The 15,493-nt window shown below is 69.0% G+C and carries 13 protein-coding genes; 9 read left to right on the forward strand and 4 right to left on the reverse strand.

What is annotated here, in order from left to right; genetic code table 11:
• Nucleotides 1-34: 34 nt before the first annotated feature.
• The 5 genes from OXS49_RS02780 (at nucleotide 35) to OXS49_RS02800 (ending at nucleotide 5,408) form a co-directional block, all read left to right on the forward strand.
• Nucleotides 35-601 carry a DUF2059 domain-containing protein gene (locus tag OXS49_RS02780; RefSeq protein WP_244003170.1) on the forward strand — a complete coding sequence of 189 codons (567 nt, stop codon included), beginning with the start codon at nucleotides 35-37 and terminating at the stop codon, nucleotides 599-601.
• Between the two features lie 294 nt (nucleotides 602-895).
• Entirely contained in the window at nucleotides 896-2,065 is a 1,170-nt protein-coding gene (locus OXS49_RS02785) for an O-antigen ligase family protein (RefSeq protein WP_267421726.1), read from the forward strand.
• Nucleotides 2,062-3,444 (forward strand): glutathione-disulfide reductase, encoded by a 1,383-nt coding sequence (gor, locus tag OXS49_RS02790; RefSeq protein WP_267421614.1) that lies wholly within the window; start codon nucleotides 2,062-2,064, stop codon nucleotides 3,442-3,444. Before OXS49_RS02785 ends, gor begins: the two co-directional genes overlap by 4 nt.
• A 55-nt stretch (nucleotides 3,445-3,499) precedes the next feature.
• Nucleotides 3,500-3,817 carry an RNA polymerase sigma factor region1.1 domain-containing protein gene (locus OXS49_RS02795; RefSeq protein WP_267421616.1) on the forward strand — a complete coding sequence of 106 codons (318 nt, stop codon included), beginning with the start codon at nucleotides 3,500-3,502 and terminating at the stop codon, nucleotides 3,815-3,817.
• 208 nt (nucleotides 3,818-4,025) lie between these two features.
• The gene (locus OXS49_RS02800) at nucleotides 4,026-5,408 is read left to right on the forward strand and encodes a 3-deoxy-7-phosphoheptulonate synthase class II (RefSeq protein ID WP_267421618.1); all 1,383 of its coding nucleotides are present in this window, start codon (nucleotides 4,026-4,028) and stop codon (nucleotides 5,406-5,408) included.
• Nucleotides 5,409-5,751: 343 nt separating this feature from the next.
• Here the strand turns inward: OXS49_RS02800 and OXS49_RS02805 are convergent, their stop codons facing one another.
• Nucleotides 5,752-8,634 (reverse strand): EAL domain-containing protein, encoded by a 2,883-nt coding sequence (locus tag OXS49_RS02805; RefSeq protein ID WP_267421620.1) that lies wholly within the window; start codon nucleotides 8,632-8,634, stop codon nucleotides 5,752-5,754.
• Between the two features lie 213 nt (nucleotides 8,635-8,847).
• On the opposite strand from OXS49_RS02805, the gene OXS49_RS02810 reads away from it, so the two are divergent.
• A complete protein-coding gene (locus tag OXS49_RS02810) occupies nucleotides 8,848-9,225 on the forward strand; it encodes a plastocyanin (protein WP_244003180.1) in 378 nt (125 codons plus the stop codon).
• 15 nt (nucleotides 9,226-9,240) lie between these two features.
• On the opposite strand, the gene OXS49_RS02815 is transcribed toward OXS49_RS02810, so the two are convergent.
• Together OXS49_RS02815 and OXS49_RS02820 are read right to left on the reverse strand one after the other, a co-directional pair.
• Nucleotides 9,241-10,515, reverse strand: coding sequence for an efflux RND transporter periplasmic adaptor subunit (locus tag OXS49_RS02815; protein ID WP_267421623.1), 1,275 nt, complete (start codon nucleotides 10,513-10,515; stop codon nucleotides 9,241-9,243).
• Nucleotides 10,516-10,589: 74 nt separating this feature from the next.
• Nucleotides 10,590-11,312, reverse strand: a complete 723-nt coding sequence (locus tag OXS49_RS02820) for a sulfate transporter family protein (RefSeq protein WP_267421626.1) — start codon at nucleotides 11,310-11,312, stop codon at nucleotides 10,590-10,592.
• 178 nt (nucleotides 11,313-11,490) lie between these two features.
• Between OXS49_RS02820 and OXS49_RS02825 the strand changes: the two genes are divergently transcribed.
• Together OXS49_RS02825 and OXS49_RS02830 are read left to right on the forward strand one after the other, a co-directional pair.
• Nucleotides 11,491-12,777: an NAD(P)/FAD-dependent oxidoreductase gene (locus OXS49_RS02825; RefSeq protein WP_267421628.1), complete on the forward strand. Its 1,287-nt coding sequence runs from the start codon at nucleotides 11,491-11,493 to the stop codon at nucleotides 12,775-12,777.
• 49 nt (nucleotides 12,778-12,826) lie between these two features.
• Nucleotides 12,827-13,486 carry a cyclic nucleotide-binding domain-containing protein gene (locus OXS49_RS02830; protein ID WP_267421631.1) on the forward strand — a complete coding sequence of 220 codons (660 nt, stop codon included), beginning with the start codon at nucleotides 12,827-12,829 and terminating at the stop codon, nucleotides 13,484-13,486.
• A gap of 18 nt (nucleotides 13,487-13,504) precedes the next feature.
• Here OXS49_RS02830 and OXS49_RS02835 read toward each other — a convergent pair whose 3' ends face one another.
• Nucleotides 13,505-14,503, reverse strand: coding sequence for a D-glycerate dehydrogenase (locus OXS49_RS02835; RefSeq protein WP_244003192.1), 999 nt, complete (start codon nucleotides 14,501-14,503; stop codon nucleotides 13,505-13,507).
• A 258-nt stretch (nucleotides 14,504-14,761) separates the two neighbouring features.
• Between OXS49_RS02835 and OXS49_RS02840 the strand changes: the two genes are divergently transcribed.
• Nucleotides 14,762-15,325 carry an SH3 domain-containing protein gene (locus OXS49_RS02840; protein WP_267421633.1) on the forward strand — a complete coding sequence of 188 codons (564 nt, stop codon included), beginning with the start codon at nucleotides 14,762-14,764 and terminating at the stop codon, nucleotides 15,323-15,325.
• Nucleotides 15,326-15,493: the final 168 nt, after the last annotated feature.

The raw sequence follows: 15,493 nt of genomic DNA on the forward strand, positions 1-15,493 counted from the left end.
CCCCCGCAAGCCATCCTCGCAGGATCAACCCAGCATGTCCCGACGCCTCACCGCCGCGCTCGGCCTCGCGCTTGGCCTCGCGCTTCCGTCCGCTGCCTTCGCGCAGGCTCATAAGCCGGCGCCGGCAAAGCCTGCGGCCCAGCCCAGCACGCCCGCCGCCAACACGCCGGCGGCACCGGCCATGACCCCGAACCATCTCGCCCTGGCCCGCGAGGTGATGCTCAGTTCCGGCATCGCCCGCTCATTCGACTCGGTGCTGCCCGCCTTCGCCGACCAGATCCGCAAGCAGTCCGTCACCCGGCCGGAACTCGCCAAGGATCTCGACGACGTGTTGGCCTCGCTGCAACCCGAGATGGAGCTGCAGAAGCAGCGCATGATCGACATCGCGGCCCGCACCTACGCGACGAAGTTCTCGGAGGCCGAGCTGCAGGAGATCGCGACCTTCTTCCGCTCACCCGCCGGCAAGCACTACGTCGAGGCGCAGCCGCAACTTCTCGACGAGATGGTGCAGGAGATGCAGGACTGGACCCAGGACGTGTCGGAATACGTCATGGTCCGCGTCCGCGCCGAAATGGGCAAGCGCGGGCACCAGATGCAGTGAAGGCCCCACCCCACCGGGGCGTCGGGCCCGCATGCGAGAACATCGCGGCGAACCGGTTGTGGCTCCACCCTTTCCCGGGCGTATGGAGCGCAAGCGGACTACGACCCGGATCCAGCACACGACCGCGCGTAGCCACGATGAGAGGGGAGGCGTGTCATTGAGGCATGCTGCATCGATCTCTTGCCGCGCGCTTGGCTTCACGGCCTTGAGAGGGCTGCCGTGAAAGTCCCCTCGAACGCCTGCGCGGGCTCCCCCGGCCGCCTCTACGCCGCGGGCGGCGTTTGCCTCGCCGGGATGCCGCTTGCGATGGTGCTGGCCAATCGGTCGAGCCCGCTGGTGATCGGGCTGGCGGCGCTCGCATTCCTTGCGGGGCGCGTGATCGAGGACCGTGGCGACGCGGCGCGCCGGATCCTGGCACCGCTCGGCACCCCGCTCGCCGGAGCGGCGCTCGGGTTCCTGGCGTGGAGCCTCGTCTCGATCGCCTGGAGTCCGTTCCCGGCCGTGTCGCTGCGGATGGCAGGCGAGTTCCTCCCGGCGCTCACGGCGGCCTATCTCCTGGCCTGCCTCGCCCCCGGGCGCATCCCGGCTTTCGCGCCGCGGGTTGGGGCTGCCTCGATCGCGCTCGCCGGATTGCTGATCGCCGTGGATCTGGCCTCCGATCTCGCCCTGGAGAGGGCCCTGGGGCATCGGGCCGCCGCCTTCGTGCACAACCGGCCGGCGCTCACCCTCGACCTCGTGGCCGGCCCGCTCGCCCTGGTCCTCTGGCGGCAGCGCGCCCGCGGCCTGGCGGCGGTCACGCTGGTCTCTGCGGCGCTCGGCGTGCTGCGCTCGATCAGCGGCGCCGCCCAGCTCGGCCTGCTCGCCGGCGGCGCGATGTTCGCGGCGGGCCGCCTTCTGCCCCGGCGCGCCGGAATCGGTCTTGCCGGTCTGGGCCTCGGTCTCGCGGTGGCGCTCGCCCCTGTCGAGGGTGATCTCCTCGCCCACATCATGCCCGAATCGGCGCACGAGCGTCTCGTGCAATCCTCCTCCCGGGCGCGGGTCGCGATCGCGCGCAGCTTCGGCACGGCGGTGGCGGCCGATCCCTGGCGGGGTGCGGGTTTCGGCACCAGCGCGCGCTTCGCCGAGACCCCGGCCGCGCAGACGCTCGCACCCGAGATGCGCGTGCTGCTCGGGGTCGGGCACCCGCATAACAGCTTCCTTCAGGTCTGGGCCGAGCTCGGCCTGCCCGGCGCGCTCCTCGCGGCGCTGACCCTGATGCTGATGCTCGCCCGCCTCGCCCGGCTGGATCAGCCCGACCGTGCCGCGGCGCTCGGCCTCGTCGCCTGTGCGGTCGCGATCGCCTTCGTGGAGCACAACAGCTGGGCGGCGTGGTGGACGGCAGGTCTCGGCGCTGCCATCTCGTGGATGCGCGAGGCGTCCCGGCCGCGCGCGGAAACGACCCCCAGGATGGACGGCCCCGCATGAGCGCTTTCGACGTGGACCTCTTCGTCATTGGCGGCGGTTCGGGAGGCGTGCGCGCGGCGCGGATCGCGGCGGGTTACGGCGCCAAGGTGACGCTGGCCGAGGAATACCGGGTCGGCGGAACCTGCGTGATCCGCGGCTGCGTCCCGAAGAAGCTGATGGTCTATGCCGGCCGCTTCACCGACGAGTTCGAGGACGCCGCCGGCTTCGGCTGGACGGTGGAGAAGCCGCGCTTCGATTGGTCGAAGCTCAAGCAGCGCCGCGACGCGGAGGTCACCCGGCTCGAAAGCATCTACGACGCCAACCTGATCCGGGCCGGTGTCGAGATCGTGCCCGAACGGGCCGTGATCGAGGATCCGCACACGGTGCGCCTCCTTAAATCCGGCCGTACCATCCGGGCGGAGCGGATCCTCGTGGCGGTCGGCGCCCATCCGGTGAAGGAGCCGGCCGTGCCCGGCATCGAACTGGCGATCACCTCGAACGAGGTGTTCGAGCTGGAGAGCCTGCCGGAGCGCATTCTGGTGATCGGTGGCGGCTACATCGCTGCCGAGTTCGCGGGCGTGTTCGCGGCTTTGGGCAGCGCCACGACCCTGCTGCACCGGGGCGACCGGCTGCTGCGCGGGTTCGACGACGAGGTTCGCGATGCCCTCGCGGAGGCCTACGGTCACAGGATGGACCTGCGGCTCGGCCGTACCCTCACGGGCATCGAGCGACGGGACGGTGCCCTCTGCGCCCGACTGGACGACGGTAGCGAGATTGCCGTCGATCAGGTGCTGATCGCCACCGGACGACGGCCCAATGTCGAGGGCCTGGGCCTCGACCGGATCGGCGTCGACCTCGACGCCGCCGGGGCGATCCCGGTGGATGCGTATTCCCAGACCAAGGTCCCGTCGATCTACGCGGTCGGCGATGTGACCAACCGCGCCAACCTGACCCCGGTGGCGATTCGCGAGGGTCACGCCTTCGCCGACACGGTCTACGGCGGCAAGCCGTCCTGCGTGGATCACCGCCTGATCCCGACCGCGGTGTTCTCGACCCCCGAGATCGGGGTCGTCGGCCACAGCGAGGCGGCGGCGCGGGAGATCTACGGCAAGATCGACGTCTACAAGGCGCGTTTCCGCCCGATGAAGGCGACGCTCTCCGGCCGCGAGGAGCGTATCCTGATGAAGGTGATCGTCGATTGCGCGACCGACCGGGTGGTGGGCGTCCACATCTTCGGCCACGATGCCGGCGAGGTCATCCAGGTGGTCGGCATCGCGGTGACGATGGGCGCCACGAAGGCCGATTTCGACCGGACCATCGCGGTCCACCCGACGGCCGCCGAGGAACTCGTGACGATGCGCGTGCCGGAGGTGACCAAGCATCCGGTGGGCGTCGGCTGAGGGCTCCAGAGTCTCAGGGCCTCGACGCGGTGCCCGGCCGAGCCATATCAGGGGCATGGGTAAGCATAGCGCAGGCAAGGGACGCGGGGGCGACGACGCGCATGCGCGGCGGCAGGCCATCATCGACGGCCTGCTGGCGGATGCGCTGCGGCCCGCCTTCCACCGCCCCCCGAGCCACGATGCGCTCCCGCCCGACATCCGCAAGGCGATCGACCAGCTGCTCGCCAAGGCCGAGGCGCAACGCCGTCGCTGCCTGACCTACGACGATCTCGAAGAGGCCCTGCCCCCTCGGGACGTGTCCGCGGAGGATCTGGAGGCGATCTTCTGGATCCTCGCCGAGCACGGGATCGAGGTCGAGGACGGCGAGGCCTGAATCCCGCTCGCGCCTGCCCCTCGCATTCCGGCACTCGTCAGGGTGTGGCAACCTCTCTATAAGCCGCGCTTCGCGCGTGAGGCGCGGTCGCACGACGCGCGCGCTTTCTGCGGAACCGGACACCGGTTCGGCGCAAGAGCGCGCGTCACAACAAGGACTTAGAGCCGCACGCGATCGGGCACGGCTCTAGGGTGCGCGGAGAGAGGCCATGGGCGAGCGTTGGACACCGAAGAGCTGGAGAAACCTGCCGATCGAGCAGGTCCCCACCTATCCGGACATGGCCGCCCTGGGTGCCGTCGAGTCGCAGATCGCGAGTTTTCCGCCGCTGGTTTTTGCCGGTGAGGCCCGCAAGCTGAAGGCGGCACTCGCGCGCGTCGGCGCGGGCGAAGCGTTTCTCCTGCAGGGCGGCGATTGCGCCGAGAGCTTCGACGAGCATTCGGCCGACAACATCCGTGATTTCTTCCGGGTGTTCCTGCAGATGGCGATGGTGCTGACCTTCGCGGGCGGCTCGCCGGTGGTGAAGGTCGGGCGCATCGCCGGGCAGTTCGCCAAACCGCGCTCCTCGCCGACCGAGACGCTGGAGGGCGTGAGCCTGCCGAGCTACCGGGGCGACATCGTCAACGGCATCGGCTTCTCGGAGGAGGCGCGGATCCCGGATCCGCGCCGTCAGCTCGAAGCCTACCGTCAATCGGCCGCGACGCTCAACTTGCTGCGCGCCTTCGCAACCGGCGGTTACGCGAACCTCGAGAACGCGCACCGGTGGATGCTGGGCTTCGTGAAGGATTCACCGCAATCCTCGCGCTACCAGGATGTGGCGGGCCGCATGACCGATGCGCTCGACTTCATGCGGGCGATCGGCATCAATCCGGAGACCCATCCGGAGGTGCGGACCACCGATTTCTACACCAGCCACGAAGCCCTGCTGCTTGGCTACGAGGAGGCGCTGACCCGGGTCGATTCGACCACGGGCGACTGGTACGCGACCTCCGGCCATATGCTGTGGATCGGCGACCGGACCCGGCAGCCGGACCACGCGCACGTGGAATATGCCCGCGGCATCAATAACCCGATCGGCCTCAAGTGCGGCCCGTCGATGAAGGCCGAGGGGCTGATCCGGCTGATCGACCTGATCAACCCGGAGAACGAGCCGGGTCGGCTCAGCCTGATCTGCCGGTTCGGGGCCGACAAGGTCGGCGACCACCTGCCGGCACTGATCCGCGCGGTCGAGCGGGAAGGGCGCAAGGTGGTGTGGATCTGTGATCCGATGCACGGCAACACGATTCCGGCCGGCCGCTACAAGACCCGGCCGTTCGAGCGAGTGATGCAGGAGATCGAGGGCTTCTTCGGCGTGCACCGCGCCGAGGGGACTTTCGCGGGCGGCATCCACCTGGAGATGACCGGCAAGGACGTCACCGAATGCACCGGCGGTGCCCGGGCGCTGACGGCCGACGACCTGCAGGACCGCTACCACACCTACTGCGACCCGCGGCTCAACGCGGAGCAGGCGTTGGAGGTGGCGTTCCGCACCGCCGAGCTGGTGAAGGCCGAGCGCAGCCATGTCGAGCGCCCGCGGCTCGACGCGGCGGAGTAGGGCAGGGGCTCGGCGCTCCTCCCGTCTCGCGACGAAGCAACGCTGTTCGAACTTCGCTCACCGTAGGGCGCTCTCCTCCCCCTTGCGGGGAGGAGTTGGAGGTGGGGGTGGTGCAGGAGGCACCGGGGCGCTCAATCCTCAACCACCCACACCCCTGGCCCTTCCCCGCAAGGGGCTACCGGCTACACAGGTTTGCTGTCTGCGACGGCTCAGTCGTCAACTAGAAGGGGCGCGGGTCCCCTCCCGAGCGGGAGAGGGGACGGTCGCGCTCTGTCATCAGCCTCAAGCCCCAAACCTGTGGAGCCCGTAGCCGTAAGGGGGGAAAAGCGAGTGGACCTTGCGCTCACGCGATCGCGCGGCTGGCCCCATTCCAGCGGAGGATCACCGCGTTGACCTCCGAGACGGGCACGGGTCGACTGAAGAGATAGCCCTGCACCTCGTCGCAGCCCTCGGCGCGCAGAACGGCAAGTTGCGCCTCGGTCTCGACACCCTCTGCCGTGGTGGTCATGCCCAGGTTGGCGCCGAGTCCGATCACCGCCCGCACGATGAAATCCGTCCCGTCCTTGATGCACAGATCGCGCACGAAGGACTGGTCGATCTTGATCTTGTCGAACGGGAAGCTGCGCAGGTAGCTCAGCGACGAGTAGCCGGTGCCGAAATCGTCCATGGCGACGCGGACACCGAGCGCCTTGAGGCTGTGCAGGATCGCAGTCGTGGCGCCGGGATTGGCCACCAGCACCGATTCGGTGATCTCCAGCTCCAACCGCCGGCCGGGCAGGCCGGTCCGGCGCAGCGCCTCGCGCACGACGTTGACGAGGCTCGCCGAGGTGAACTGCACCGCCGACACGTTGACCGCGACCTTGAGCCCGTCCGGCCAGCGCGCCGCCTCCTCGCAGGCCCGGCGCAGCACCCACTCGCCGAGCGGAACGATCAGACCGAGTTCCTCCGCGATCGGGATGAACTCGGCCGGGGAAATGAAACCCCGAACCGGGTGATCCCAGCGCAACAGGGCTTCGAATCCGCAGATCCGGTCGGCGTCGAGGCTGTAGATCGGCTGGTAATAGACCTCGAACGACTCGCGGGCCAAAGCCTCGCGCAGGTCCCGCTCCAGCACCCGGCGGGCCTGCAGGCGCGCATCCATCTCGGGCTCGAAGAATCGGAACGAGCCCCGCGCCTCGGACTTGCCGCGGTCGAGGGCGACCTCGGCGTTCTTCAGGAGTTTCTCGCAGCTCGTCCCGTCGCTTGGCGCCAGGGTGATGCCGATGGTCAGACCGACGCTGATCTCGTGGCTGCTCAGACTGTAGGGCGCACTCACCACCTCGATGATCCGCCGGGCGAGGACCGCGGCGTCCTCGGGCCGGTCGATGCCGCGCTGGATCACAATGAACTCGTCGGCGCCCAGGCGGGCGACGCAGTCGATCTCGCGCACGCAGGCGGTCAGACGGTTCGCCACTGCGGTAAGCAACTCGTCGCCGACGCCGTGCCCCAGCGTCTCATTCACAGGCCGGAAATCATCGAGGTCGACGGCGAAGACCGCGAAGCCGTAATCACGGCCCGCCTGCGCCATCGCCACCTCGATCTGCTGGCCGAGGGCGATGCGGTTCGGCAGACCGGTGAGCATGTCGTGATGCGCCAGGAAGGCGATGCGCGCCTCGGCCTGCCGCCGCTCTGTCACGTCTTCGTAGGTAGCGACGAACCCGTTATCGGCCGTCTTGCGGCGCTCGATCGCGACGATGCGTCCGTTGCACAATTCCTGGAAATGCGTGTGCCAGACGCCGCCGTAGAACGCCTCCCGCTGCGCGCGGAGCAAGGATTCGATATCGCAGCCCGGATGGTTGCCGGCTCGGAGGCAGACGTTCATCACCTCCACGGCGGTCATGCCGGGCTCGACCGCACCGGGGACCAAGCCATAGATCTCGCTGTACCGGCGGTTGACCACCATCAGGCGGTCCTGCGCATCGTAGAGGCACAGGCCCTGGGACATGTTGTCCAGGGCGGCGTCGAGGCGGAGGTTGGTGGCGGTCAGGCGATCCTCCTGCTCCTTGAGCAGGCTGATGTCGCTGCACACCGCGATGAAGCCGCCCTGCTGGGTGGCGCTGCGGCTGACCCGGAGCCACCGGCCGTCCGCCAGCCGGATATCGCCGTCGCGGGCGAGCGCCAGGAAGCAATCGCCGTGGGGCTTCGGTCGCGCCGATTCGGTGGTCTCCGGGTTCCCCCAGAGGGAGATCCCGGCCTCGATCGCCTCGCCCAGCCCCGCGAAGAATTTCTGGGCCTGGGCGTTGGCCAGCGCGATCCGTCCCGCCGCATCGACCACCACGACGCCCTCGCGCGAGGTCTGAAGCGCGTCCGTGACGAGCGCCTCGGCGCGGCGGCGCTGACTGACCTCCCGGGCCATCATGGCCTGGATGTTGTCGCGCATCACCGCCATGGAGCGGAGCAGACTGCCGAGTTCGTCCCGGCCGCCGGATGGGATGCGGTCCTCAAGACGGCCGCTGGCGATCCGCTCCGCGGCCGCGGAGGCCGCCGCGAGGGGCCCGGTGATGCGCCGGTTGAGCAGCCACGCGACGAGCCCGCAGGCGACGATCGCCAGCACCGCCGCAATTGCGTTGACGCGCATTTCCCGCGCCACCAGGAAGCGCGCCGCCTGCCGGAACGTGAAGCCGTCGCCCGCCGTGTAGTTCACGAGCAGGTCGATCTGATTGTCGACCGCGTTGGCCTTCTGATCCAGGGCGTCCCAGCGCTCCGGGCGGGCCGTCGACGGATCGAACGTGCGCCGCATCTCCTCCCACGCGCTCACCGCAGCCTGAACCGCTCCGGCGGTCCGCACCGCCCGGTCGGACTGCGAGCGCTCGACCGCGATCGTCAGATCCTCGGCCAGCGTCGTCGACAGATCCGCGATCTCGGCATTCAGCTTGGCCGTCTCGGCCTCGTTGCGCAGGTGCATCCGCCGGGCGAAAGCCGTGCGCATCTTGGCGAAGTCGGCCGCTGTCGCCCGGGCATAATTGATGGACATCAGCGACTCGTCGTAGGTCCGATTGACCAGAGTGCCGATGTGCGAGATCGCGACCACCGCGTAGAGCCCAAGCGCACCCGAGAGCAGGCTCATGCTCAGGAACGCGACGAAGATCCGGCCGCGGACCGTGGTGAAGAAACCCGAGAGGCCACGCGCCGTGGCCGACGGCTTCGCCGGGCTCCTGGTCTCCGTTGCCGTCTCGGGATCTTGCATCGCACCGGCCGTCGCCCCACACGTCCGACTATCTGTAGTTGCGACATATTAAGAGGCGCTTAGCTCGCACTCCCGCCAATTCGATTTAAACGCACATGCGAAAATGAGGTCATTTTCGGAATGAGCCGCACAAAGCGCGCTGAATGCGGGTATCGAGGAATGAATTTTCAAGGAAGTCTGTGCGAAGCTGTTCCTCGAAAGCCGAGGGATCACATGTCCGCTTCCGTCGTACGGATCGCATTAAGCCTCCGGCGCCCGACTTCGGTCTCCGTGGTGCTGGCCCTGGTTCTCGGTGCAGCCGGCGGATTGCTCGTCACGGAGCAGCTTCAGGCATCGGGCATCCTGGTCTCCCAGAAGGGCCGGATGTTCCATCCCGACAATCTCGCGGTTGCCCGGGGCGAAGTGGTGACCTTCGTCAACGACGATAGCGACCTGCTGCACCATGTCTTCGTCGAGTCGGAGACGTTCAATTTCGATTCTGGCGATCAGGAACCGGGCAGCCGCGTGCCGATCACCTTCACCGAACGCGGCTCGTTCCAGGTTTTGTGCGGAATCCACCCGAAGATGAAGCTCGTCGTCCGGGTGAACTGAGACCGGCCGAACTGCTCAGCGCTGAGCCGACCGCATCGGCGTCGGCTCCGGCGGTGTCGTCAGGCGCTCGATCGCCTGACCGTCGCGAAGCTCCGGCGGCGGGCTGAAGATGATGCGGCTGTCCGCCGCCAAACCCGATTCGAGCTCGAGGGTGCGCCCGAGATCCCGCCGGATCTTGACCGTCCGCCATGTCACCCGGTCATCATCGCCGACCTGCGCGACCTGGAGGCCGTTCGTATTGAACACCGTCGCCTCCGCGGGCACCGAGACTGCCGGTTCCGAGCGCGGGATCTTCAGGGTCACGTGGGCGTAGAAGCCGGCCCGCAGCTGCCGGTCGGGATTGGGCACGTCGACCTGCGTGGTCAGCGTCCGCGAGGCGGCGTTCAGGGCGACCGAGCTGCGCTCCACGAAGCCGTCGAAGGTCCGGCCGGGAAGCTGCGGCACCGTGATCACCGCCCCGACTCCGGGCTTGACGCCGACTGCGTCGTTCTGGGGCACGTTCACGGTGATGCGCAGGGTGCTGTCCTGATCGATGCTCAGCAGCGATGTGCCGCCGTTATCGGCGCGGACGAGGTCACCGACATCGACGTTGCGGATCGTGACGACCCCGTCGAAGGGCGCCACGACGTTTTCGAATGCCGTTAGCGCTTTCAGCCGGTCGACCACGGCCTCCTGCGACTTGATGTTGGCGGTCGCCACCTTCACCCCGGCCTCGGCGGCTGCGAGGGTCGCGGCCTGCGACAGGACGCCGGCCTGCGAGGTGTCGGCGTTCTGGCGGGAGGCCCAGCCCTGCACGGCGAGCGTCGAGGTCCGGTTGTTGGTGAGGTTGGCGAGATTCACGTTGGCGCGGGCCTGCTCGACCTGCGCCTGCGCCTGGAGAAGCTGTGCCTTCAGCTGGCCGACCTGCGCCTCGGCCTGGGCGCGTTGCTGATCGAGATCCGGCGCCGCGATCCGCAGCAACAGGTCGCCGGCCTTCACGCGCGAGCCGATGTCGACACGGCGCTCAGCGATATAGCCGGTGGCCCGGGCTGCGATCGCCGCTGTCGTGAAAGCCTGCATCTCGCCCGGGAGCACGAGATCGAGCGGTCCCTCGGCGCGCTCGACCGTGACGAGGCGAACCTGCGGCACGAGGGCCTTGATCCGCTCCAGCGTCGCGCTCGCCTCAGAGTCCCGCCGCCAATGGCCATAGCCGCCCCAGCCCACCAGCCCGATCACCACGAGGCCGACAAGGAGGAACGGCACGATGCCGGGGGGCGGGGGAACGTCCTGCGCCGCGTCGTGCGCCTTCATCGATCGGCTCTCCGCCCCGGCCCCGCCCGGCTCCGGTGAAAGTAGCGGGCAAACCCCGTCGCGGCCAGAGCGGGCTATGGCCGCATCACCCGCTCCGGCGTGCCGGGTGCAGCGAGGCGCAGATTTCGGCTGAGGCGCTTGTGCAAGTGGACCATCAGGGCGATGCCGAACAGCGGCGTCAGCAGGTTGACGATCGGCACGACCATCATCGCCGACAGCAGACAACCGGCGCCGAGGGTCCGCACCGAGAAGGCGCGGCGCATGGCGGCAGCCTCCGGCAACGGCCGGAACCGGGCCGCTGCCATCTCGAAATATTCCCGGGCCAGCAGATAGGCATTGGCGGCAAAGAAGGCCACGATCCCGATCACGGGGACGAAGAAGATCACGAGCGCCGCGAGATTGACGAGCAGCGTCACCCCGGCGAAGCGGACGGCGTACAGCATCGCGGTGCCGAGCGGCATGGCACGCCCCGGCGGGTCACCCGGAAAATCCGTTCGCTCGACGATCTCGGCCGCGTCGTCGAGGAAGAAACCCGCCACCAGGATCGAGATCGCCGGCATCAGGTAAGCCAGTGCGACGAACAGGCCGAAGCCGGCGAAGTAGTAGGCGAGGGTGTCGAGGATCGGGTACTGGGACGAGATGTGATGGCTGGCCTGGAACGCCTGAACCAACCGGGTCAGGCCGAGCCAGACCAGGATCAGGAGTCCGAGAGTCAGACCGAGGGATTTCCAGAGGATCGCCCGCAGGGGAGGCGAGAAGGTCTGGCGCACAGCCGCCGCGGCGGACTCGACGAGCATCGGGTGTGTTCCGGTCGCCGCAGGTCGCGGCGCCGGCGCGTTGTGGAGCGGCGCGGCCGGCGGCGCAAGGCTGCCCGTGCCGCAGGGCCGACGAGGGAACGAAGGAGTGCGCGTGCAGGACGCAACACGAGAGACCCCGGTCCCACGATCAGCCGGCCCCCGCGTCGCCGATCCGCCGATGCAGCCCGCCTACCGGCCCCGGCTCACGCCGCTTCCGGAGGCGCCGGAGGTGCTGATCATCGGCGCGGGCGCAGCGGGCATCGGCGCGGCCCGGACGCTGCAGGCCCGGGGCGTATCCGTAGCCGTGCTCGAAGCCCGCGACCGGGTCGGTGGCCGGGCCCTCACGGTGGCCCTGCGCGGCCATGCCCTCGATCTCGGCGCTCACTGGCTGCATGCCGGACCGATCAATCCCCTGGTGGCCCTGGGCCGCGCAAGGGGCGAGCGGCTGCGCCGGGCACCCCAGGAAAGCCATGTCTGGGTCGGACGCCGGCCCGGGCGTGCGGATGAGGTCCGGGCCAACGCCCGGGCTTTCGCGCGGGCCGACCGGGCCATGACCGGGGGCGCCGCGCAGCCCGGGGACGACCGGCCCGCCGCGCGCGCGCTCCCGCCGGGTCTCGGTCCCTGGGGGTCCCGGGTGGCGCAGGTTCACGGCCTCGTCTCCGGCCGGCCGCTCGAGCAGGTCTCGCTCAACGACTTTCCCAGCATGGAGTACAGCGACAACTTCTTCCTGGCCGATGGCTACGGCAACTATCTGGCCCGCCTCGCCGACGGGCTGCCGGTGGCGCTGGCGCAGGCCGTGACACGGATCGATTGGTCGGGCGGTCGGGTCAGGCTCGGGACCGCGGACGGCACCAGCTACAGGGCGCGGGCGCTGATCGTGACCATCCCGATGATGGTGCTGCGCGACGGGCCGGCCTTCACGCCGCCGCTGCCCAACGCGGTCCGTGCCGCGATCGACGGTTTCACCACCGGCATCTACGAGCACGCGGTGCTGCACTGGCCGTCGAGCCCGTTTCGCGGTCGCGACCGTCTGGCCGCGATCCATGGCCGGCGCCGCACGCCGCCGGGCCTGCTGACGCGCATCGACGGCACGCCGTTCCACTATTACGAACTCGACCTGCGCGAGGCCGCGGCACTCGATGCCGCAGGATCGGGGGTGGACGGCGTGCGCCGGCATGTCCGGGCGGTGCTGGCCGATCTGTTCGGTCATCACCGCGTGCGCGACCTGAGTATCCCGGCGGTGAGCACGTGGCGCCACGATCCTTGGTCGCGGGGCTCCTGGGCTGTCGTCCCGCCGGGCCATGCACCGGCCCGACAGCGTCTGCATGAACCCGTCGGCGGCACGGTGTGGTTTGCCGGCGAGGCGCTGTCCCGGGAGCAATGGGGCACGGTGGGGGGCGCCTTCGCCGAGGGCGCGCGCGCCGCCGTAGCCGTCGCGACGCGTATCCGCTCGGGCACGGCCTGAGCCGCGCAGACCGGGCAGCCGTCCGAGCCGCTTGCCCAGATCGAGCGGGATGGGCATCCCCCTCTTGTGTTTCAGGGGGACGACCATGGATTGGATCGAGGCGATCGGCTACCTCGGCACGGTATTGACGATCTCGGCCACCGCCATGAGCACGATGATCCCGCTGCGGATCATCTCGCTCTGCGCGAGCTGCGTGGTGATCACCTACGGCAGCATGATCGGCAGCATGCCGGTGGTGTTGACCGAGCTGATCCAGATGCCGTTCAACGCCTACCGGCTCTGGCAGATGCTCCGGCTCGTCCGCGATGTCGAGACAGCGGTCGGCGGCGATCTTTCGCTCGAATGGCTGCGTCCGTTCGGCTCACGGCGCCCGTTCGGCATCGGCGAGGTGGTCTTCCGCAAGGGCGATTCCGCCGACGAGATGTACTACGTCGAGAGCGGCGTCTTTCGGATTCCGGAGGTCGACATCGAGGTCCGGGCCGGCGGGATCGTCGGCGAGCTCGGTCTCCTGTCGCCGGGCAATGCCCGCACGGCCTCGCTGGTCTGCATCGAGGCCGGACACGCGCTGTGTGTAACCTATTCCGACGTGAAGCAGCTCTACTACCAGAACCCGGAATTCGGCTTCTACTTCCTGAAACTCACCAGTGAACGCCTGTTCCAAGGCGTCCAGGCGATGAAGCGTCCGGCGGTGACCGGCGACGTCCTGTAACGATCGACCGAGGCCTCGTCAGAGCATGCTGGGGAGGATCCGGTCCGGCGGCCGGTGGCCATCCATGAAGGTCTTGATGTTGATGATGACCTTCTCGCCCATGTCGATGCGGCTCTCGTAGGTCGCCGAGCCCATATGGGGCAGCAGGACGACCTTGCCCTGGCGGGCGAGCTTCACGAGCCGCGGGCTCACGGCCGGCTCCTGCTCGAACACGTCGAGGCCGGCGGCCGAGATTTCGCCGCCCTCGATCAGCCGCGCCAACGCGTTCTCGTCGATCACCTCGCCGCGGGCGGTGTTGACCACGACGGCCTCGGGCTTGAGCAGCTTGAGCCGCCGCGCCGAGAGCAGATGGTAGGTGGCCGGCGTATGCGGGCAGTTGACCGACACGATATCGACCCGCGCCAGCATCTGGTCGAGGGACTCCCAGTAGGTCGCGTCGAGCGCGCCTTCGATGGCGGCCGGCACCCGGCGGCGGTTGTGGTAGTGGACCTGCAAGCCGAACGCCCGGGCGCGCTTGGCGAGCGCCTGCCCGATGCGGCCCATGCCGACGATGCCGAGCCGCTTACCGGTGATGCGCCGTCCGAGCATCCAGGTCGGCGACCAGCCGGTGGTCCACTCGTCATCCGGGATGATCCGCGCGCCCTCGGCGACCCGGCGGGACACGGCGAGGATCAGCGCCATCGTCATGTCGGCGGTGTCCTCGGTCAGCACGCCGGGCGTGTTGGTGACCGTGATGCCGCGCTCCAGCGCCGCCGCGACGTCGATGTGATCGACGCCGTTGCCGAAATTGGCGATGAGCCGCAGGTTCGGCCCGGCCTGGGCGATCAGCCCCGCGTCGATCTCGTCGGTGACGGTGGGGACGAGGACATCGGCCTCGCGCAGGGCTGCCGCCATCGTGTCGGCCACCATCGGCGCATCGTCGGTACTGAGGCGGACGTCGAACAGCTCGCGCATCCGCGTCTCGACGGCATCCGGCAGCCGCCGCGTCACGACCACCAGCGGCTTGCGCTTCGACACGTCTCTCTCCCCGTCAGCTCTGCGGCCGTGGTCGCGGCGCCCGGCGGGATCGCCCCGCGCAAGCGTCCGTTAACCGAATTCGGCCAGACAGGATCGGTCGCGCGGCGCCGGTTCCGGAGCCTGTCCCGGCCCATGGGACTCTCTACCAGAGGTGGGCCGGAACACAATCGGATGCGGGCACGGTCCGCACGCCGAAAGAGCCACGCTTTCGACAGGCCCATTCACCACCATCGGGCCCGTCCGGACAGGGAGACGACCATGCGCGTGTTACGCCTCAGCCTCGCCGTCGCGGCGCTGTTGGCGGGCGGCTCCGCGATCGAAGCGGCGGCGGCGCCCGCGGCACCGATCGAGACCGGGATCGGTCCTGTGACCAAGCTGCCGCTGCCGCGCTACGCGAGCCTCAAGACCGATCGCGTCAACCTGCGTGAGGGGCCCTCCAAGGACCACCGGACGCTGTGGGTATTCCAGCGGGCCGGGCTCCCCGTCGAGATCGTCGGCGAGTTCGAGACCTGGCGCCGGATCCGCGATTCGGAGGGAACCGAGGGTTGGGTCCTGCACTCGCTGCTGTCCGGGCGGCGCACCGCCATCGTCAATGCCGGCCCCGACAAGGGCGTCGAGAAGGCCGCCGTGTCGCTGCGCGCCAAGGCCGATGACGGTGCCGACGACGAGGCCAAGCTCCAGACGGGTGTGATCGGCAGTGTGAAGAGCTGCACCGGCTCGTGGTGCCGACTGATCGTGGCGCTCCCCAACAAGCGGGACGTGGACGGCTACATCCGCCAGAATCGTTTGTGGGGCGTCTATCCGAACGAAGTCGTGGACTAGAGCGGTGCCCGATCGCGTTGCAATCGAGCCCCACTCTAAGCCTTTGTTTATGCGCGCTCTCTTCCGCCGAACCGGTGTCCACTTCGGCGCAGAGCGCTCTAGCAGGCGGACAAACGTAAAAGGCCCGGACGATATGCCGGGCCCCTTCATAGATGGTGGTTGTTAATC

The organism is Methylobacterium sp. GC_Met_2, from assembly GCF_026540795.1.
Classification (GTDB): domain Bacteria; phylum Pseudomonadota; class Alphaproteobacteria; order Rhizobiales; family Beijerinckiaceae; genus Methylobacterium.